Below are 20,028 nucleotides of genomic sequence, written 5' to 3' on the forward strand. Positions count from 1 at the left end.
CGGGCCGCTCGATTTTGCTACCGCATTGTGGCGAAACGGAGGCGTTACTTCGCCGCCATCAGCGCCTTGGTCATGTCGAGCATGCGGTTGGAGAAGCCCCACTCGTTGTCGTACCACGAGAGCACCTTCACCAGCGTGCCGCCCATGACGCGCGTCTGGGTGGCGTCGTAGATCGACGAGTGCGGGTTGTGGTTGAAGTCGATCGAGACCAGCGGCTGCGTGTTCACCGCGAGGATGCCCTTCAACCTGCCGTTGGCGGCTTCGTTGATGGCGGCGTCGATTTCTTCCTTGGTGGTTTCGCGCGAGGCGGTGAAGGTGAGGTCGACCACCGAGACGTTGATGGTCGGCACGCGCATGGCGAAACCGTCGAGCTTGCCGTTGAGTTCCGGCAGCACCAGACCCACCGCGGCGGCGGCGCCGGTCTTGGTCGGGATCTGGCTGTGCGTGGCGCTACGGGCGCGACGCAGGTCGGAGTGGTAGACGTCCGTCAGCACCTGGTCGTTGGTGTAGGCGTGGATGGTGGTCATCAGGCCGTGCACGATGCCGATCTTTTCGTGCAGCACCTTGGCCAACGGCGCGAGGCAGTTGGTGGTGCAGGAGGCGTTGGAGATGACTTCGAGCTTCGAGGTGAGCTTGTCGTCGTTGACGCCCATGACGAACGTGCCGTCCACGTCCTTGTCGCCGGGTGCCGAGATGATCACCTTCTTGGCGCCGCCCGCGATGTGCGCGCTGGCCTTGGCCTTGGAGGTAAAGAAGCCGGTGGATTCCAGCACCACGTCGACGCCGTGGTCGCCCCAGGGCAGCTTGGACGGATCGCGCTCGGCGAACACCTTGATGCGGTCGCCGTTGACGATGAGGTCACCGCCGTCGACCGACACGTCGCCGGGGAAGCGGCCGTGGGCCGTGTCGTACTGGGTCAGGTGCGCGTTGGTCTCGGCGTTGCCGAGATCGTTGATCGCGACGATCTGGATGTCCTGGCCATTCTTCTTCGACTCATAGAGCGAACGCAGAATGTTGCGACCGATGCGACCGTAACCGTTGATGGCGACCTTGATGGTCATGTGCAGCCTCCGGGAATGGACTTGCGAACGTAGATAAGGACGGGTGTCGTAAACCTCCATGGTAGCGGAAGCCCCCCGTGGGGGGCTTGCTGCAATGCCGCGATTTGTCATTCGTGCCTCAGCCGTGCTGTGGCACACTTGGCCGTTCGCCCGCGACGGAAACGTTTACTGTCCCATGAAGACCCTCCATAAGCGCCGCACCATCGCCACCCTGCTGGCCCTCGCCGTCACCGCCGCCGCAGGCACCGCCTCGGCCTGGGGCGACATCGGCCACCGCATCGTCGCCGACCTGGCCTGGCGCCAGCTCGACCCCTCCGCCAAGGCCGAGGTGGAGCGCCTGCTCAAGGCCGATGGCTCCGATTCCCTGGCCGACGTGGCCAGCTGGCCGGACAAGCTCCGCGACATGCCGGGCAAGGAAGACCTGGGCAAGGCCACCGGCCCGCTGCACTACATCAACTTCCCCTCCAGCTGCGTCTACAAGCCGCAGGGCGACGGCGCCGCCGAGCGCAACGTCGTCGGTGGCCTGCAGAAGTACGTGGCCATCCTCAAGGACCGCAGCAAGTCCAACGCCGAGCGCGCCGAGGCCCTGAAGTTCGTGGTCCATTTCGTGGGCGACGTCCACCAGCCGCTGCATGCCGGCAACCGCGACGACAAGGGCGGCAACGAGTACCAGGTCCAGTTCCAGGGCAAGGGCACCAACCTGCACCGGGTCTGGGACTCCCAGATGCTCTACACCACCGACCTGAAGTGGCAGGCCTATGCCGACAAGCTCGCGGCCGAAGGCCCGGTGACGCTGCCCAAGCCGATCCCGCCGCTCGACAACCCGTATGCCCAGTGGGCGGAGGAATCGTGCCAGATCGTCGCCAAGCCGGGCTTCTATCCTGACGGCCACAAAATCGACGACGCCTACGTCACGGCGAACCTCCCCGTGGCCGAGACCCGCCTGCGCGAAGCCGGCAAGCGCCTGGCCGACCTGCTCAACAAGACGCTGGACTGATCCACCGTCCCGACTCCATTCGACACCAAGGTAAGCACAGATGACCGATATCCAGATCCGCCGTACCAAGATCGTTGCCACCCTCGGACCCGCCACGGACGCGCCGGGCATGCTCGAGAAGATCCTGGAGGAGGGCGTGGATATCGTTCGCCTTAACCTGTCGCACGGCACGCCGGACGACCATCGCGCCCGCGCCGCCGCCGTGCGCGCCGCCGCCGAGACGGTGGGCCGCGAGGTCGGCATCCTCGCCGACCTGCAGGGCCCGAAGATCCGCGTCGAGAAGTTCGCGGACGGCCCGGTCGACCTCATGGTCGGCGACAGCTTCGTTCTCGACTGCCGTCCGGATGCGCCGCTCGGCGACCAGACCCGCGTGGGCGTCAGCTACTATGACCTGCCGAACGACGTGAAGGCGGGCGACATCCTCCTGCTCGACGACGGCCTGATCGCCCTGGCCGTCAACGAGGTGGTCGGCGCCGAAGTGCGTTGCACGGTGGCCATCGGCGGCCGCCTGTCCAATCGCAAGGGCCTCAACCGCCAGGGCGGCGGCCTCAGCGTCTCGGCGCTGTCGGACAAGGACCGCAACGACATCAAGCTGGCCGCCGAAATGGGCGCGGACTTCCTGGCCGTGTCGTTCGTGCGTTCGGCGGCGGATCTCCACGAGGCGCGTCGCCTGCTTCGTGAGGCCGGCGGCGATGCGGGCATCGTCTCCAAGATCGAATGCGCCGACGCCATTCCCGTGCTCGGCGAGATCATCGACGCGTCCGACGTGGTGATGGTGGCCCGTGGTGACCTGGGCGTGGAGATCGGCGACGCCGAGCTGCCGGGCCTGCAGAAGAAGATCATCCGCGAGTCGGTGATGCGCAACCGTTCGGTGATCACCGCGACGCAGATGCTGCAGTCGATGGTGCGCGCACCGATCCCGACCCGCGCCGAAGTGCTCGACGTGGCCAACGCGGTCATCGACGGCACCGACGCCGTGATGCTTTCGGAAGAGAGCGCCGCCGGTGCCCATCCGGACAAGGCCGTGGCCGCCATGCGCCGCATCTGCCTCGGCGCCGAGCGCCAGTTCGAGCCGCGCGACGACCTGCGTCCGAGCACGCATTCGCTCGACCGCTCCGACCAGGCCATCGCCCTGGCCGCGATGGTGCTGGCCTCGCAGATCGGCGTGCGCGCGATCGTCTCGCTGACCGAATCCGGTGCCACCGCCCAGTGGCTGTCGCGCTATCGCTTCGCCGTTCCCATCTATGCGATGTCGCCGTCCGACGTGGCCCGCCGCCGCATGCTCATGCTGCGCGACGTGCAGCCGGTGGCCTTCGAAACCGGCAAGCTCGACCCGGCCCACACGGCCCGCGCCGCGCTCCAGCATCTGTTCTCGCTGGGCAAGCTGGTCAAGGGCGACCGCGTGATCCTGACCCACGGAGACCATATCGGCAGCCACGGCGGCACCAACACGCTGAAGCTGCTGGTGATCGGTGAAGACGGCATCGCGGATAGCCTGCGCGACCAGACACGCCATCCACGCCCCCTCGGAGTAAACTCGACGCACTGGCTAACCAACGAGGGCGTCATGATCCGCAATCCTCTCCGCACCGGCGCCATCGTCGCCGCCGTCCTCCTGGTCGCAGGCCCTGCCGCGGCTCAGACCATTCGAAAGGTCGCACCGGACCGTCTTCCCTATTACTGGACCCTGACCAATACCTCGGTCAGCGCCGATGTGCCGAACATCGGCAGCAACCTCGACAAGCCCGGTTGCGTCGCCGTGACCTACATGATCGGTTCCGACGGACGCACGCAGAACGTGGTGGCCGCCAAGACGGTGCCCCAGGGCGATCTCGACAAGGTCGGCGTTAGCGCCGTCAAGGATTTCCGCTACGGTCCTTCCGGCGTGAATCGCGCCGCCGAACCGGTCAACACCTACTACGTGGTCGGCTTCAACCTTCCCGAGGACCCGGCCCGCAAGGCGGCGATCGTGAAACAGTGCGCGCTGCCGGGCTACCAGACCACTTGATCGCGCCGCACAACGGCTTTCGCGGGGTATTCCCCTATACTCCGCCGGTTTTCGCACTAGCCCCGCCTCGTTCCAAGGGGCATACCACTACGTCCACGGAGTCCTCATGAGCATCGAAAACCTCGAACAGATCGCGCAGGCGATGGTCGCCCCCGGCAAGGGCATCATCGCCGTCGACGAATCGACCTCGACCATCAAGAAGCGTCTCGAAGCCGTCAAGCTCGAGAATAACGAGGAAAACCGTCGCGCCTACCGTGAGCTGCTGCTCACCGCCCCGAACCTTGGTAACTACATCTCGGGCGCCATCCTGTTCGACGAGACGATCCGCCAGAAGACGGGCGACGGCCGCACCATGGTCCAGGCCATGGAAGCCGCCGGCATCCTCCCGGGCATCAAGGTCGACAAGGGCACGCACCCGCTGGCCGGTTTCCCGGACGAAGTGGTCACCGAAGGCCTCGACGGCCTCCGTGAGCGCCTGCAGGAATACGCGAGCCTCGGCGCCAAGTTCGCCAAGTGGCGCGCCGTGATCAAGATCACCGACGGCACCCCGACCTCGGCTGCCATCGATGCCAACGTGCACGCGCTGGCCCGCTATGCGGCGCTCTGCCAGGAAGCCGGCCTCGTGCCGATGGTCGAGCCGGAAATCCTCATGGACGACAAGGAAAGCGTCCACGATCTCGACACCAGCTACATGGTGCACGAGGAAGTCCTGCGTGCCCTGTTCGGTGCGCTGGCGCTGTACAACGTCAATCTCCGCGGCCTGATCCTCAAGGTCAGCATGGTCATCCCGGGCAAGTACGCCCCGGCCGACGAGCAGGTGGACATCGAAGACGTGGCCCAGGCCACGGTAGACGTGTTCCTGAACGCCGTGCCGGCCTCCGTGGCGGGCATCGTGTTCCTCTCGGGCGGCCAGGACGACGAGCAGGCCACGGCCCACCTCGACGCCATCAACAAGCTCGGTCCGCACCCGTGGCCGATCAGCTTCTCCTACGGTCGCGCCCTGGTCTCCAAGGCCCTGGACGTCTGGTCGAAGGACCAGAAGGCCAACTGGGGTGCCGGTCAGGAGACCGTGGTCGAGCGCGCCAAGGAAAACAGCGACGCCGCCAAGGGCAACTGGAAGAAGCGCGCCTGACGGTTTCCGCCGTCTAGACCGAAAAAGGCGCCGCTCCGTCGGCGCCTTTTTCTTGTGACCGATTCGCCGTTTTCCGCGGTTCTCGGTTGCTCCGGCCACGGCGGAGCGCTCCAATCACCCGTGGGGCGCGCTCGCGCCCACGGGCTTGAGGGTGAAGGGAATGAAGCAGCGTGCTTGGGTCGCCCTGGCGGCCTCGTTGGCTTGCGTGGCGGCCGGAGCGGCCTTGCTGCGTGAGGGGAATGGATCCGGCGCAATGTTTGCCGTGGAGGCGGCCCGTCCTGCGGCGGCTGCCACGTCGGCATCCGCGACATCGTCGCCGCGGCTGGCGATCGATGCGCCCGCCCGGCACCGGTCCTCAGGGGCGAACGATCCGGGGCCGACGCTTCCCTTGCTTGTCATCACGGGCTCCGAGCCACCGCGCCGGGATGGCGTCTTCACCTATTACCCCGTCCGTATCGATGAGAAGCAGGCGCGTGCCGCGATGAAGGGCGGCCGCCTGTCCATTCCGACACCCGACGGTTCGCGCCTCGATCTGGCGTTCGAACACGCCGTGGAGCATGGGAACGGAAACTGGACCTGGGTCGGTCGTCTCGACGGCCAGGACAATACCCAGCGTGCTGTCATCACCTTCGGTCCTGACGCCACGGCGGCGACCCTGCCCGATGCCGATGGCCAGCAGCGCAAGCTCACCATCCAGGGCGGTCAGACCTACCTCGTCAGCGCCCCCCTCTCCAGCCTGCATGTCGGGGTGAACCCGCTAGGCGACACCATCAAGCCCGTCGGTGTGCCGGGTGCCGGCCTGGCCAGCACGGGAGCGCTCGACAACACGCTGGGGGTTCCGCTCGCCTCGGGCCAGGATGCCAACGGCCTGAAAGCACCGAGCGCGGCCGGGCCGACCACGGTCGACGTGCTTGCCATCTATTCCAGCGGTTTCCGCCAGGCGAAGGGCTCCACCGCCGCGGCAATCACCGAATTGACCAACCGCTTCGACGTGGCCAACCAGGTGTTGTTGAACTCGCAGGTCAACGCGTCGTTCCGCATGGTACGCGCCCAGGAAGCGCAAGCGCCCGACGATACGGACAACACGCAGATGCTGGATGCGATCCGCACCAGCACGCCCTGGGTGCAGACCCTGCGCGATCAAGTGGGTGCCGATCTGGTGACCTTTGTGCGCCAGTACAACGCCGGCAACAACAGCTGCGGTGTGGCCTATATCCCGCCGGGCAACTACGCCGCCGCGGGCGACCTGATGTATTCCGTGGTCAGCGACGGCAGCCTGCCGACCGGTTACTACTGCGAGGCCACCACGCTCGCGCATGAGCTGGGCCACAACCTCGGCGCACAGCACAACCACGAACAGGACGCGACGGGCGGCCTGTTCCCGTACTCCTATGGCTATCGCAATTTCTCCGCGCAGTTCTACGACGTGATGGCCTATGGCCCCGATGCGAACCAGCGCTTCTGGACGTTCTCCAACCCGCAGGTGCAGTGCAAGGGCCTGCCGTGCGGCCTTGCCGACTACGCGGACGTTGCGCGCACGCTACGCCTGACGATGCCCATCGCGGCAGGATTCCGCGCCAGCAAGACACGTTGATCCGTCGCGCCCATAAAAAAAGCCGGTGCCTCGCGGCACCGGCTTTTCTTTGTATCTGGCGATAGCGATCAGAAGCGATATTCGGCGCTGATCGAAGCCATGTTGGTCGACAGGTCGACGCCGTGCTTGTCGGCATCGTAATGGTCGTAGTTGATGCCAAGGCTCCAATTGCGATTGAAGTCGTAGCCCACGCCCGCACCGGCGTACCAGCTGGTCTTGTCGATGCCGCGACGGCTCGTGAGGTCGACATCGTCGTTGCTCAGGCCGTGGCCCTTCCAGCCGTAGATACCGCCACGAGCGCTGATGTACCACTGCTGGGTGATGTTGAAGTGGCCGTTCACGCCGGCGGTCCAACCATGCAGCTCCGACTTGCGGCGGTCGACGACGCGGTTGCCGTTGAAGAAGTTCTTGGCGTGGATGTTGCCGAGATCGTTGTAACCGACTTCGACACCGAGGGCAGCCCACGGGGCGACGGCCCAACGGTAACCGCCGTTCAGCGCGTAACCGGTGTCGTGACCGTTGTAGGCGTTCTTGTCGATCGAGGTACGGCCGACGTTGCCGTTGACGAACCAGCCTGCGCCGTTGGCATCCTGGGCGAACGCCGGGGCGGTGACCGCGCTGGCAGCGACAAGGGCGAGGGCGAAAAGGGTCTTCTTCATGGTGAATCTCTCCTGCTTTTTGTTCTTGTGAGCGTCGGCGACCATGGGGGGAATGTCGTCCGCGCTACCTGCGCGCGGTCGTGGGGGCGCCGCGCGTCGTTACTTAGATGTGGCAGCTTCGTTACGATTCAATACCGTCAAGTTCAATATTTAGAATCGGTTAAGTCTAGAAACGAACGAGCCGCGACGGTTGCCCGTCGCGGCTCGAGGAAACTCCGGAAAAACCGGGGTTTGACGACTTAGAAGCGGTATTCGCCAGCCAGCGAGACGATGCCGGTGGAGCGCTTCAGGCCGGTGCTGACATCGCCGGTGGCGTTGTTGCGGACCTTGCCGGCATTGGCGTGGAAGTAGTCGTAGGTGACGCCCACGCCGAAGTGCTCGTTGATGTCCCAACCGGTACCGATACCGGCGTACCAGCTGCCACGGCCCGGACGGCCGCCGTTGGAGAAGCCGATGTCCTGGCCCACGCTGTTGTTGTAGTTGTTGCTGTTGTCGTTGGCGCGGAAGTAGCCGCCGTGCGCGCTGATGTACCACTGCGGCACGAGGTTCAGCTTGCCGTTGATACCGACCATCCAGCCGCGCAGGGCGTTACGCGACTTGCGCTGGTTGACGTCGTTATCGTTGAAGATGTTCTTCACACGGTAGTTGCCCAGGTCGGTGTAGCCGGCTTCGAGGCCGAGGCCCAGATCCTGGCCGGCCTTCCAGCGGTAACCGCCGAGGACGCCGTAACCGGTGCGACGGCCCTGTTCGCCGTGCAGGAAGTTGAAGCCGCTGGCATTGCTGCCGAAGCCGCCGGTGTCGCTGCCGTTGGTACGGCCGACGTTGGCGCCGATGAACCAGTTGCCGCTACCGACGGCCTGGCTGGGCTGGTAATTGCCCGAAACAGCCGAGTTGCTGTCCTGGGCGAAGGCCGGGATGGCCGCGAACGAAGCGCAAGAAACCGCAAGGGCAAGAGCTGCCTTTTTCATGGGAATGTTCCTCTTATTGTCGGGGCGGCCACCGGCTTGGGGTGGGGGAGCTTGGGTGGCCTGTGGACGATTAGAACGCCTCGAACCTGAAGAAATTCAGAAATGCGGATGAAAAGATTAAGCCGGGGTTAACTTCCCGGCTCTGGGCTGAACCTCCACGACAACGTGATACGCAATGCGCGACAATGGCGTTTTTTCAGCCGCCTGCTAACTGGAGAACGCCGATGACGACACGCCGCGAACGCGCCAATGCGATCCGCGCCCTGGCCATGGATGGTGTGGAAGCTGCAAAGTCGGGCCATCCGGGCATGCCCATGGGCATGGCCGATATCGCCGAAGTGGTCTGGGGTGACTTCCTCCACCACAACCCGTCGAATCCGCATTGGCCCAACCGCGATCGCTTCGTCCTCTCGAACGGCCACGGCTCGATGCTGCAGTACGCGCTGCTGCACCTGACCGGCTACAACCTGCCGATCGAAGACCTGAAGAACTTCCGCCAGCTCAACCACCACACCGCGGGTCATCCGGAATACGGCCACACCCCGGGCGTGGAGACCACCACTGGTCCGCTCGGCCAGGGCCTCGCCAACGCCGTGGGCTTCGCCATCGCCGAAAAGGTGCTCGCCGCCCGCTTCAACAAGCCCGGCCACGACATCGTCGACCACCACACCTTCGTCTTCGTGGGCGATGGCTGCCTGATGGAAGGCATTTCGCACGAAGTCTCCTCGCTCGCCGGCACGCTCAAGCTCGGCAAGCTCGTCGCGATCTACGACGACAACGGCATCTCCATCGACGGCGAGGTGCACGATTGGTTCACCGACAACACTGCCGAGCGCTTCAAGGCCTACGGCTGGAACGTCGTGGTGGGCAAGGACGGCAAGCCGGTCGACGGCCATGATGGCGAGGCGATCAAGGCCGCCATCGCTTCCGCCACCGCGCAGAGCGACAAGCCCGGCCTGGTGATCTGCAAGACCATCATCGGCTTCGGCTCGCCGAACAAGGAAGGCAAGGAGTCCTCGCATGGCTCCCCGCTGGGTCCGGACGAGGTCAAGCTGGCTCGCGAGCAGTTGGGCTGGAAGTACGGTCCATTCGAGATCCCGGACGACATCTACGCCTCCTGGAACGCCAAGGACACCGGTGCCAAGTCCGAGAAGGCCTGGAACGAGGCGTTCGACGCCTACGCCAAGGCCTATCCGGAGCTGGCGGAGGAGTTCAAGCGTCGCATCGCCGGCGAGCTGCCGAAGAGCTGGCATGACGGCGCCGCCGCCTACGTGAAGAAGCTGCAGGTCGAAGGCCCGGTCGTCGCTTCGCGCAAGGCCTCGCAGATGACCCTCGACGCGTTCGGCCCGCTGCTGCCGGAACTGATGGGCGGCTCCGCCGACCTGGCCCCGTCGAACCTCACCATCTGGAAGGGTTCCAAGAACATCGCCACGGGCGGTGCGGAAGGCAACTACATCCACTACGGCGTGCGCGAGTTCGGCATGTCGGCCATCGCCAACGGCATCGCGCTGCATGGCGGCTTCATTCCGTACGACGCCACGTTCCTGGTGTTCTCCGACTACGCCCGCAACGCGGTGCGCATGTCGGCGCTGATTCCGGCGCACGCGATTCACGTCTACACCCACGACTCGATCGGCCTGGGTGAAGACGGCCCGACCCACCAGCCGGTGGAGCATCTGGGTTCGCTGCGCCTGATCCCGAACAACCGCGTGTGGCGTCCGGCCGATGCCGTGGAGTCGGCGGTGTCGTGGAAGAAGGCGATCGAACGCGCCGGCAACCCGTCGTGCCTGGTCTTCTCGCGCCAGAACCTCAAGCACAATCCGCGCACCGACGAGCAGGTGGCGAACATCGAGAAGGGCGGCTACGTGCTGTTCGAGCCCTCCGAGAAGTTCAAGGCCATCATCATCGCCACGGGTTCGGAAGTCGGCATCGCGGTGGAAGCCGCGCAGGCGCTGGGTGACCAGGGCGTGCCGGTCCGTGTGGTCTCGATGCCCTGCACCGAGGAATTCGATGCCCAGCCTTCCGAGTACCGCGAAGGCGTGCTGCCGTCCTGGTGCCGCGCCCGCGTGGCCGTGGAAGCCGCCAGCGTCGATTTCTGGGCCAAGTACATCGGTCTGGACGGCAAGGCGATCGGCATGAGCACGTTTGGCGCCTCGGCCCCAATCGACAAGCTGTACGAGCACTTCGGCATCACCACCACCGCCGTGGTCGATGCGGTCAAGGGCGTCATCAAGTAATCGATGCCGTTCCAGCGAAGGCCCCCGCAAGGGGGCCTTCTTGCGTTTTGAACCCCTGTTTTCCGGATGAACCATTGGTCACGATGACTCCAGCACGGTCGCCTCACGCCTACTTTCCCTATATCGATGGATTGCGGGCCATCGCCGTCCTTTCCGTCGTGCTGTACCACCTGCATGGGAGCTGGCTGCCGGGCGGTTTCGCCGGCGTGGACGTGTTCTTCGTGATCTCGGGTTTCGTGGTGAGCGCATCCGTGGGCTTGCGGGAGCGATCGTCGCTCGCCTCGTTCTGGGGTTATTTCCTGGCCCGTCGTTTCCAGCGTATCGCGCCTGCGTTGCTGGTCTGCCTGCTGGCGACGACGCTCGCCGCGACGCTCTTCATTCCCGAGGCGTGGCTGAGCGAGCACAACCAGAAGACGGGCCGCTTCGCCTTCTTCGGTTTCAGCAACCTCGTACTGGCGGGTAACGACAACAGTTATTTCTCGCCCATCACCGAATTCAATCCTTACACCCACACCTGGTCGCTGGGCGTGGAAGAGCAGTTCTACTTGCTGTTCCCCCTGTTGTTCTGGGCGTGGAGCTTTGGCGGTCGCTGGCGTCGCCTGACATTGGGGCTCTTTGTCCTGCTGGGTATCGCTTCCTTCGTCCATGCGTGGGATATCCGGAGCACGGACAGTCTTGCCGCCTTCTATCTGCTGGCATCGCGATTCTGGGAACTGGCGGTGGGCGTGGCCCTGTACCAGGCGATGGCCTGCATGGGTCGTCGATTCGACACGTCGACAGCGGATCCGGTGACGCGCTGGAAAGGAGCGCTCGCGATCCTTGGTTTCGTGTCGATGGGCATCGGCTTTTGGTTTTCCCAACCCGAGCAATTTCCCGTGCCGGGTGCCCTATGGGCGGTCGTCGGTTCCGCCCTCATACTGGGTGCGCTTCACGGTCAGCCAGCGACGGTCTGGCCCGTTCGCCTGCTCACGTCGTCGCCGATGCGCCTGATTGGCGGCATGTCGTACTCGCTCTACCTATGGCATTGGCCAGTATTCGTCCTGTTTCGCTGGACCGTCGGCCTGGGTGACTGGCCGTGGCTTCTCGCAGCGCTCGCCCTGACCTTTACGCTGGCATGGCTCTCCTGGCGGTGGGTCGAACAGCCCGTGCGCCGCTCGCAACGTATCCGCCACCTCCCGCGGTGGGCCATTGTGGGATGTGGGGTGTTGACTCTGGTGATCGGTGCTTCCCTGCATCGTTTCATCGATCATCGGCAGCCGCGCTGGTCGCTGAGTACCGTGGCCAGGCACGCCGACGACTGGTACCCCACGACCGTCCGGGCGAAGACGGTGCCGCCTTGCGGCGTGCCGGAGCCGACCGTCGAGGAGCTGGAGCACGGCAAGCGCATCAGCTATGCCAGGACGGCTTGCGAGCATCCGGTGGATGCCCCTGACGTCTTCGTGGTGGGCGACTCCCACGCGATGGCGTTCGGCACGCTGTTCGAGGCCTATGTGGCGAACACGGGTGCGCATGTCACGCTCTACAACAATTCAGGCTGCGCCTTCCTCAGCCTGCGTCCCGAGGGCGCAACGGATGATCGATGCAAGACGGTATCGGCCATTTCCGAGCGCGATATCCTTGCCCGGGTGAAACCGGGGGACGTGGTGTTCCTGCCTTCGTTGCGCATGCCGCGCTTCGTCGACCAGTGGATTCGATACCCGCGCGACGCCGTGATTGCCCAGGCGCTGGATGCGGGCCGATTGGCGAAAGCGAGTGGTGCCGAACAGCAGGCGATCGATGTCGTTTCGCGGTTCAGCGCGAAGGGCGCACATGTGGTGCTCGAAGCACCCAATGTCCTGCTCAACGCGCCAGCCTACCGTTGCGCGGACTGGTGGACACGCAGCAACCCTATGTGCACGCCTGGTATCGCTATCGATCGCGCCGTCATTCTTCGCCTTCGCCAACCCATGCTGGACACAGAGCAAGCCGTGGCACATGCCGTGCCAGGGACGCGTCTTTTCGATCCACTGCCCTCGCTATGCGCGGAAGGTGTGGAGTGCACGGGCTTCAAGGACGGCCGCCCATTGTTCTTCGATGGCGACCACGTCAGTGGCTACGGCAATCAAGTGCTGCTGCCTGCCTTCGAGGAGGCGATGCGACGGGCGGTCAGATAGCCCCGTCGCATCGAGAACACCCTATCAGGCGATACCGGGGAGATCCGACGGTGCCGCGAGCGTCTTCCAGGCGCCGGCTTTTTCCAGTTCATCCTGGTCGCCAAAGCCCCAGAGCACACCGACACCGCGCACGTCGTTGGCGACCGCGCCTTCGATGTCAAAGCGGCGATCACCGATCATGAACACCTGGTCCTTCGGATGGCCGAAGTCGGCGAGGGCGGCGGCGATCATCTCCGCCTTCTCGCTGTGCGCCGTGTCCGGTCCCGGCGCGTAGACGCGTTCGAACGCGGCGCCGAACGGCAGGTGCGGAATGATGCGCGCGGCATGGGTCCGCGTCTTGCTCGTGACCACGGCAAGCTGGTGGCCCGCCTCGGCTAGCGCGGCGATGGCTTCGGGGATGCCGTCATAGACGGTGTGTTCCGACCAGCCCACGTCCTGGAATCGCTCGCTGTAGGCGGCCACGGCGGCTTCGATGCGATCGCGGTCGTCGCCCAGCACCTGCGCGAAACTTACGCGCAGGGGAGGTCCGATCCAGGAGCGCAGCACGGACTCATGCGGCGCTTCGGCACCCACGCTGGCGAGCGAATGACGCACGCCGGAGAGGATGCCGATTTCCGAGTCGATGAGCGTTCCATCGAGGTCGAAGAGGAAAAGCATTACTTCGTCTCCCCGCGCGCCTTGAGCGCCGTCACGGCCGGCAGTTCCTTGCCTTCGAGGAATTCGAGGAAGGCGCCGCCGCCGGTGGAGATGTAGGACACGCCGCTTTCGATGCCGTACTTGTCGACAGCGGCGAGTGTGTCGCCACCACCGGCGATCGAGAAGGCCTTCGAGGCGGCGATGGCGCGCGCCAGCATCTCGGTGCCCTTGCCGAAGGCGTCGAACTCGAACACGCCCACGGGGCCGTTCCACACCACGGTACCGGCCTTGGCGATCAGCTCCGCGTAGCGCTTCGCGGTCTCGGGACCGATGTCGAGGATCATCTCGTCGTCGCCGACCTGATCGACGGCCTTCACCGTGGCCTGGGCAGTGGCTGAGAATTCGGTGGCGACGACGACGTCGGTCGGCACCGGCACGTCGGCACCGCGGGCCTTCGCATCGGCCATGATCTTCTTCGCGGTGTCGAGCAGGTCGGCCTCCACCAGCGACTTGCCTACCTTATGGCCGGCAGCAAGGATGAAGGTGTTGGCGATGCCGCCGCCCACGATCAGCTGTTCGACCTTGCCGACGAGGTTCTGCAACAGGTCGAGCTTGGTCGACACCTTGGAACCGGCGACGATCGCCAGCAGCGGCTTGGCCGGATGCTCGAGCGCCTTGCCGAGGGCGTCCAGTTCCTTCGCCAGCAGCGGGCCGGCGGCGGCCACGGGGGCGAAGCGGATCGCACCATGCGTGGAGGCCTGGGCGCGGTGGGCGGTGCCGAAGGCATCCATGACGAAGACATCGCAGAGCGCGGCGTACTTCTTCGACAGGGCCTCGTCGTCCTTGCCTTCGCCGACGTTCATGCGGCAGTTCTCCAGCACCACGACCTCGCCATCGGCGACATCGACGCCGTCGAGGTAGTCGCGGACCAGGCGCACGTCCTTGCCGAGCTTCTGGCCGAGCCACTCGGCGACCGGCTTCAGCGAGGATGCCTCGTCGAATTCGCCTTCCTTCGGGCGACCCAGATGCGAGATCACCATCACCTTCGCGCCGGCATCGCGGGCGGCGATGATGGTGGGGACGGCGGCATCGAGGCGCTGGGTCGAGGTGATCCTGCCGTTCTCGACCGGGACGTTCAGGTCTTCGCGGATGAGCACGCGCTTGCCGCGCAGGTCGAGGTCTTGCATACGGGTGACGGACACGAGGAACTCCAGCTTCAGGTGTAGGAGAAGCGGTAATTGTCCTCGGCCTGCATCGGTGGGTGCAAATCAGGTCTCTTCGCTCGACGGGTCGCGCGCAAGCGTGCTCCTACATAGAATCAAGGGCCGCACTCGGGAACGCCCATGCTCGCCCTCTATACCTACTGGCGCTCCAGCGCCGCCTACCGCATCCGTATCGCCCTGAACCTCAAGGGGTTGGACTACGAAGCCCGTCCGGTCCATCTGGTCAACGACGGCGGCGAGCACCTGAAATCCGCCTACAGGGACATCTCCCCCCAGGCTCAGTTGCCGACCCTGATCGATGGCGATGTGACCGTCCGGCAGTCGATGGCGATCCTGGAATACCTGGAAGAGACCCGGCCCACGCCGGCGCTGCTGCCGGCCGATACGCAGGGCAGGGCACGCGTGCGCGAACTTGCGCTGGCCGTGGGCACCGACATCCATCCGCTGGGCAACCTGCGGGTACTGAAGGAGCTGGAATCGCGCTACGGCGCCGATGCGGCCGGCAAAGCGGCCTGGTGCCGGCGCTGGATCGGCAACGGTTTCGACGGTATCGAGGTCTTGCTGGAGCGAGGTCCCAAAGGACGCTACAGCTACGGCGACACACCGACCATCGCGGACTGCTGCCTTGTGCCGCAGTACTACAACGCAGTGCGCTGGGAGCTGGACCTGGCGCCGTACCCGAACATCTGCCGGGTGGTCGAGGCCTGCCAGGCACTGGAAGCCTTCAGGAAGGCCGCGCCGGAGATGCAGCCGGACGCGACCTGAGGGGCGACCGCGCGCAAGCGCGGTCCCGCATCTTCAGACACCGATCCCGTAGGGGTCGCTCGAGGCGAATTCGTTGCCCGAGGCGCCTTCGGACAAGCGGATCTTCAGCGCCAGGCCATCGCGGGAGTCGGCCTTGGCCAGGCATTCGTCCAGCGTGATCTGGCCGTCCTTGTAGAGGCGGTAGAGCGACTGGTCGAAGGTCTGCATGCCTTCCTGGAGGCTGCGGTCCATGGCGTCCTTCACCTCGTGGATCTGGCCGCGGCGGATCATGTCGCGGATCAGCGGCGTATTGAGCAGCACTTCCACCGCGGGCACGCGACGGCCATCCTTGCCGATCACCAGGCGCTGGCTTATCACCGCGCGCAGGTTCAGGGCCAGATTCATCAGCACGTTCTTGTGTGCCGATTCCGGGAAAAAGTTGAGGATGCGTTCCAGGGTCTGGTCGGCGTTGTTCGAGTGCAGGGTGGCCAGGCAGAGGTGGCCGGTCTCGGAGAAGGCGATGGCGGCCTCCATGGTCTCCGTGTCGCGGATCTCGCCGATCATGATGACGTCCGGCGCCTCACGCATCGCGTTCTTCAGCGCCTCGTGGTAGCTGTGGGTGTCCAGGCCCACCTCGCGCTGGTTCACGATCGACCGCTTGTGACGGTGCAGGTATTCGATCGGGTCCTCGATGGTGAGGATGTGGCCGGAGGTGTTCTGGTTGCGGTGGTCGATCATCGCCGCCAGGGTGGTGGACTTGCCCGAACCGGTGGCGCCCACGACCAGGATCAGGCCGCGCGGCTCCAAGACGAGCTCGCGGAAGATCGACGGCAGGCGCAGCTCTTCCAGCGAGGGGATCTCGCTCTTGATGGCGCGGATCACCATGCCGATCTCGCCGCGCTGCTTGAACACGTTGATGCGGAAACGCCCGGCTTCCTTCACGGCCAGGGCCATGTTCAGCTCCAGATCCCGCTCGAACTGGGGCACCTGGCCTTCGTCCATCAGGGAGTAGGCGATCTTCTTGACCATGCCCGCCGGCAAGCCGGTATTGCCGAGCGGATAGAGCTTGCCCTCCACCTTGATGTTCACCGGGGCGCCGGTCGTCAGGAACATGTCCGACGCGCCCTTGTCCACCATAAGCTTGAGGAAATAACCAATGTCCACCTAAACCCCCGGGTGTTCGCATTACAATCGAGACGAAGTCTCTCCAGACCCTGTATATCGACAATATCTCGCAAATCTGTAAGAGGAACGAGTGATGGTGCACATCTTGCCGTCGAACACCCTGTATCGGGGCCGCCGGCTCCTTGCCACGGCTACGCTAGGCCTTGCTTTCGCCACGCTGGCCGGTTGCGCCAGTACACCGCCGCCCAACGGCACCATGAACCAGGCCCTGGCCCAGCTCCAGGCCGCCCGCGACGCCGGGGCGGCCGATTACGCGCCGGTCGACCTCGACTATGCGCAGGGCAAGTTCTCCCAGGCCCAGAAGGCCATGGCGAACCGCAAGTACGACGATGCGGCCCTGTTGGCCGACGAATCCAGCGTGGACAGCGAACTTGCCCGCGCCAAGGCCCGCCTGGGCGCCGCCCGGGCCCAGAACCAGTCCAAGAGCAAGGAAAACTCGCGCATGCGCGTCGAGATGATCGACAACCACGCGAACGACACCGTGCCGATTCCCAGCAGCGTGCAGGAATCCGAGACGGTCCTGCCCGAAGCGACCAACAACGCCCCGCCGCCGGCTGCCGGTGGCGAGACCCAGCCCCTGAACGACCAGGGAGGCCGCTGACATGAAGCGATCGACCATCCTGTTTTCCGCCCTGGCCCTGGCCCTGGCCTTCTCGGCCGCCCCGGCGTTCGCCGCCACCGACGACCTCGACGTCCGTCGGCTGAATTCCAGCCTCGACCAGCTCTCCAGCGACCCGACCCTGGGCGGCTATGCGCAGTCCGAGCAGGCCCGCGCCCGCGAGGCCATCAACCAGCTGGCCCAGTTCAAACCCAAGGACAAGCAGCACCCGCATTACCTGTACCTCGCGGAGCGCCGCGTGGACATCGCCAAGGCGGCCGCCCAGCTCCAGGACGCCCAGTCGAAGAGCTCCCAGCTCGATCGCGAGCACGACGCCATCCTCCTGGAGGCCAGCCGCCTCGATGCCGAGATGGCGCGCCGCCAGCTCGAGCAGCAGCGCATGCAGAACCAGATGATCCAGGAAGAGGCCGCTCGCCTGCAGCAGCAGGGCGTCGAGTACTCGCAGGCGCTGGACCAGGCCAAGGCCGAGGGCGAAAAGGCCCGCCAGGTCGCCGCCGCCCAGGCAAAGGTGGCCAACGCGGCCAAGAAGCAGGCCGCCGTGGCCGAGGCCGCCGCCCGCGCGATGCGTGACCTGAACTCGTCCGACGGTGGCGCCCCGGCGAACACCCCGGCTACTAGCACCCCCAAGAAGTCGAAGAAATCCGGCGGCAACTGACCGCCGGCTCTTTCGGACCCATGCGCCCCGCGTGCGGCCGCCTGACAGGTGGTCGCACGCGGGGCGTACTTGTTTGATGTTGTGTAAGTGATTGCTTAAGAAACTGTTTTTTGGGCGAGGCTCTACGAAATTTCGCTCTTGCGCGCCCTCAATGAGCGGAGTAGCTTCGATCCCCCGTCACCGAAAAAACATGTGACGGGTCTTTCGGAGCATGCGTGACGTTCACCCAGGCACACCGCATCGCGATCCAACCTGCATCCGATGCGCAGCCGTGCCCGCATGGCTCCCCTCACGACCGGCCCGTCCGGGCCGGCCCCACCGCGAGGAGCATGGCTATGTTCGAAAACCAGCAGCGTGACGACGTCGAAAAGTTCATCCACAAGGATCCGGACACCCGTCGTCTCTATTTCCGTCACCAGGAACTCAACGACAAGCTCGATAACGCAGGTCGGGGGTGTCTAGCCCTCGGCGACGAGGAACTGACGCGGATGAAGCTGGAGAAGCTGCAGGCGAAGAATCAACTCCAGAGAATGTGGGATTCCTGGAGCGCACCGCGACACTGAATGTATTCCGCAGTACAGCAATGCGAGGAAAGGGCGCGGAAACGCGCCCTTTTTATTGTGCGTGCGCAGCAGGAACCTGACGGGGGTATCGCGGTCTTTGCTAGGGCTTTTCGCTTCGGCCGGAAGCCCGGCATCGCAAGGACGCGCGACCGCTTATCATGTGCGCCCTGAGCGCGGGGTCGAAGGGGCCCCGACAAACCAAGCAATGGAGTATCCATGAGTGTTCATGACAGCATCCTCGACCTGATCGGTCGCACCCCGATGGTGCGCGCCCAGCGCCTGGATACCGGCTGTTGCGAACTGTTCCTGAAACTGGAAAGCGCCAATCCGGGCGGTTCGGTGAAGGATCGCATCGGCATGTCGATGATCGAGGGCGCAGAGCGCGCCGGAAAGATCAAGCCGGGCGACACGCTCGTCGAAGGCACCGCCGGCAACACCGGTCTGGGCCTCGCCTTGGTTGCGCAGCAGAAGGGCTACCGCCTCATCCTCGTCGTGCCCGACAAGATGAGTCGCGAGAAGATCTTCAACCTCAAGGCGATGGGTGCCGAAGTGGTGCTTACTCGTTCCGACGTGGCCAAGGGTCATCCGGAGTATTACCAGGACATGGCCGAGCGTATCGCGCGCGAAACGCCGGGTGCCTATTTCATCAACCAGTTCGGCAACCCGGACAACCCCCTGGCCCATGTACTCACGACGGGTCCGGAGATTCTCGAACAGCTCGACGGCAAGGTCGATGCGATCGTGGTGGGTTGCGGTTCGTCCGGCACCATGAGCGGACTCACGGCGTACCTGAAGCAGCATTCGCCCAACACGGAAATCGTGCTCGCCGATCCGGTGGGGTCGATCCTCGCCCAGTACATCAACGAGGGCATCCTTTCCGAGAAGTCGGGATCGTGGATGGTCGAGGGCATCGGCGAGGACTTCCTGCCGTCGATCAGCGACTTCTCGCTCGTGAAGAAGGCCTATGCGATCTCCGACAAGGAGAGCTTCATGGCTGCGCGCGAGTTGCTCGGCAAGGAAGGCGTGCTCGGTGGCTCGTCCACGGGCACCCTGCTGGCCGCCGCGCTGAAGTACTGCAAGGAGCAGACCACGCCCAAGCGCGTGGTGACGCTGGTTTGCGATACGGGCAACAAGTACTTGTCGAAGATGTACAACGACTACTGGATGCTCGACAACGGCTTCCTTGAGCGCGAGCGTTATGGCGATCTTCGCGATCTCATCCTGCGCCCCTATGCCCAACGCGACACCGTCGTGATCAAGCCGGATGACATGCTCGTCACGGCTTATAACCGCATGAAGCTTTATGACGTGTCGCAGCTTCCGGTCATGGAGGGCGATCGTATCGTCGGCATCCTCGACGAATCCGACGTGCTGCTGCATGTGCACGCCGACGAGGCGAGGTTCCGCGATCCGGTGTCCACGGCGATGATCGCCTCGCCGGAAATGCTCCAGGTCACGTCGCCCATCGAGTCCCTCCTGCCCGTCTTCGAGAAGGGGCATGTCGCCATCGTCGTCGACGGCGAGCAGTTCCTGGGTCTCATTACGCGTATCGACCTGCTCAATTACCTGCGCCGCAAAGTCAACTAAAAAGGAC

General features: G+C 64.8%; 16 protein-coding genes and 1 pseudogene. 11 read left to right on the forward strand and 6 right to left on the reverse strand.

The genetic code is table 11. The features are described from left to right. Window positions 1-44: 44 nt before the first annotated feature. Window positions 45-1,061, reverse strand: coding sequence for a type I glyceraldehyde-3-phosphate dehydrogenase (gap, locus tag GAK28_RS07230; protein WP_291776618.1), 1,017 nt, complete (start codon window positions 1,059-1,061; stop codon window positions 45-47). A 175-nt stretch (window positions 1,062-1,236) separates the two neighbouring features. Between gap and GAK28_RS07235 the strand changes: the two genes are divergently transcribed. The 4 genes and pseudogenes from GAK28_RS07235 to GAK28_RS07250 all read left to right on the forward strand — a co-directional run bounded on the left by GAK28_RS07235 (window position 1,237) and on the right by GAK28_RS07250 (window position 6,792). Further along, window positions 1,237-2,058 (forward strand): S1/P1 nuclease, encoded by an 822-nt coding sequence (locus GAK28_RS07235; RefSeq protein WP_291776620.1) that lies wholly within the window; start codon window positions 1,237-1,239, stop codon window positions 2,056-2,058. Window positions 2,059-2,098: 40 nt separating this feature from the next. After that, window positions 2,099-3,562: pseudogene (gene pyk, locus GAK28_RS07240) on the forward strand (pyruvate kinase); the annotation flags it as partial. A 610-nt stretch (window positions 3,563-4,172) separates the two neighbouring features. Then, entirely contained in the window at window positions 4,173-5,198 is a 1,026-nt protein-coding gene (locus GAK28_RS07245; RefSeq protein ID WP_291776622.1) for a class I fructose-bisphosphate aldolase, read from the forward strand. 160 nt (window positions 5,199-5,358) lie between these two features. Then, window positions 5,359-6,792 (forward strand): reprolysin-like metallopeptidase, encoded by a 1,434-nt coding sequence (locus tag GAK28_RS07250; protein ID WP_291776624.1) that lies wholly within the window; start codon window positions 5,359-5,361, stop codon window positions 6,790-6,792. Between the two features lie 68 nt (window positions 6,793-6,860). Here GAK28_RS07250 and GAK28_RS07255 read toward each other — a convergent pair whose 3' ends face one another. Beyond that, the gene (locus GAK28_RS07255) at window positions 6,861-7,451 is read right to left on the reverse strand and encodes a porin family protein (RefSeq protein ID WP_291776627.1); all 591 of its coding nucleotides are present in this window, start codon (window positions 7,449-7,451) and stop codon (window positions 6,861-6,863) included. A 239-nt stretch (window positions 7,452-7,690) separates the two neighbouring features. Next, window positions 7,691-8,419: a porin family protein gene (locus GAK28_RS07260; protein WP_291776629.1), complete on the reverse strand. Its 729-nt coding sequence runs from the start codon at window positions 8,417-8,419 to the stop codon at window positions 7,691-7,693. Window positions 8,420-8,643: 224 nt separating this feature from the next. Between GAK28_RS07260 and tkt the strand changes: the two genes are divergently transcribed. Further along, window positions 8,644-10,656, forward strand: a complete 2,013-nt coding sequence (gene tkt / locus GAK28_RS07265) for a transketolase (RefSeq protein WP_291776631.1) — start codon at window positions 8,644-8,646, stop codon at window positions 10,654-10,656. A gap of 83 nt (window positions 10,657-10,739) precedes the next feature. Next, window positions 10,740-12,809, forward strand: a complete 2,070-nt coding sequence (locus GAK28_RS07270) for an acyltransferase family protein (RefSeq protein WP_291776633.1) — start codon at window positions 10,740-10,742, stop codon at window positions 12,807-12,809. A gap of 24 nt (window positions 12,810-12,833) precedes the next feature. Here the strand turns inward: GAK28_RS07270 and GAK28_RS07275 are convergent, their stop codons facing one another. Both GAK28_RS07275 and GAK28_RS07280 read right to left on the reverse strand, forming a co-directional pair. Beyond that, complete coding sequence (locus tag GAK28_RS07275) at window positions 12,834-13,466, reverse strand: HAD hydrolase-like protein (protein WP_291776635.1); 633 nt, start codon at window positions 13,464-13,466, stop codon at window positions 12,834-12,836. Beyond that, window positions 13,466-14,647: a phosphoglycerate kinase gene (locus tag GAK28_RS07280; RefSeq protein ID WP_291776637.1), complete on the reverse strand. Its 1,182-nt coding sequence runs from the start codon at window positions 14,645-14,647 to the stop codon at window positions 13,466-13,468. The genes GAK28_RS07275 and GAK28_RS07280 overlap by 1 nt, the downstream gene beginning before the upstream one ends. A gap of 141 nt (window positions 14,648-14,788) precedes the next feature. Between GAK28_RS07280 and maiA the strand changes: the two genes are divergently transcribed. Continuing rightward, window positions 14,789-15,433 carry a maleylacetoacetate isomerase gene (gene maiA / locus GAK28_RS07285; protein ID WP_291776639.1) on the forward strand — a complete coding sequence of 215 codons (645 nt, stop codon included), beginning with the start codon at window positions 14,789-14,791 and terminating at the stop codon, window positions 15,431-15,433. 33 nt (window positions 15,434-15,466) lie between these two features. Here maiA and GAK28_RS07290 read toward each other — a convergent pair whose 3' ends face one another. Further along, window positions 15,467-16,576: a PilT/PilU family type 4a pilus ATPase gene (locus tag GAK28_RS07290; protein WP_291776641.1), complete on the reverse strand. Its 1,110-nt coding sequence runs from the start codon at window positions 16,574-16,576 to the stop codon at window positions 15,467-15,469. A 94-nt stretch (window positions 16,577-16,670) separates the two neighbouring features. On the opposite strand from GAK28_RS07290, the gene GAK28_RS07295 reads away from it, so the two are divergent. From GAK28_RS07295 to GAK28_RS07310, 4 genes are all read left to right on the forward strand, one after another. After that, a complete protein-coding gene (locus GAK28_RS07295) occupies window positions 16,671-17,198 on the forward strand; it encodes a DUF4398 domain-containing protein (protein WP_291776643.1) in 528 nt (175 codons plus the stop codon). Between the two features lies 1 nt (window position 17,199). After that, window positions 17,200-17,871 carry a DUF4398 domain-containing protein gene (locus tag GAK28_RS07300; protein WP_291776645.1) on the forward strand — a complete coding sequence of 224 codons (672 nt, stop codon included), beginning with the start codon at window positions 17,200-17,202 and terminating at the stop codon, window positions 17,869-17,871. A 215-nt stretch (window positions 17,872-18,086) separates the two neighbouring features. Further along, window positions 18,087-18,434: a YdcH family protein gene (locus tag GAK28_RS07305; protein WP_291776646.1), complete on the forward strand. Its 348-nt coding sequence runs from the start codon at window positions 18,087-18,089 to the stop codon at window positions 18,432-18,434. Window positions 18,435-18,650: 216 nt separating this feature from the next. After that, window positions 18,651-20,021: a pyridoxal-phosphate dependent enzyme gene (locus GAK28_RS07310; protein ID WP_291776648.1), complete on the forward strand. Its 1,371-nt coding sequence runs from the start codon at window positions 18,651-18,653 to the stop codon at window positions 20,019-20,021. Window positions 20,022-20,028: the final 7 nt, after the last annotated feature.

The organism is Luteibacter sp. (assembly GCF_009912395.1).
In the GTDB taxonomy this organism is placed as follows: Bacteria; Pseudomonadota; Gammaproteobacteria; order Xanthomonadales; family Rhodanobacteraceae; genus Luteibacter.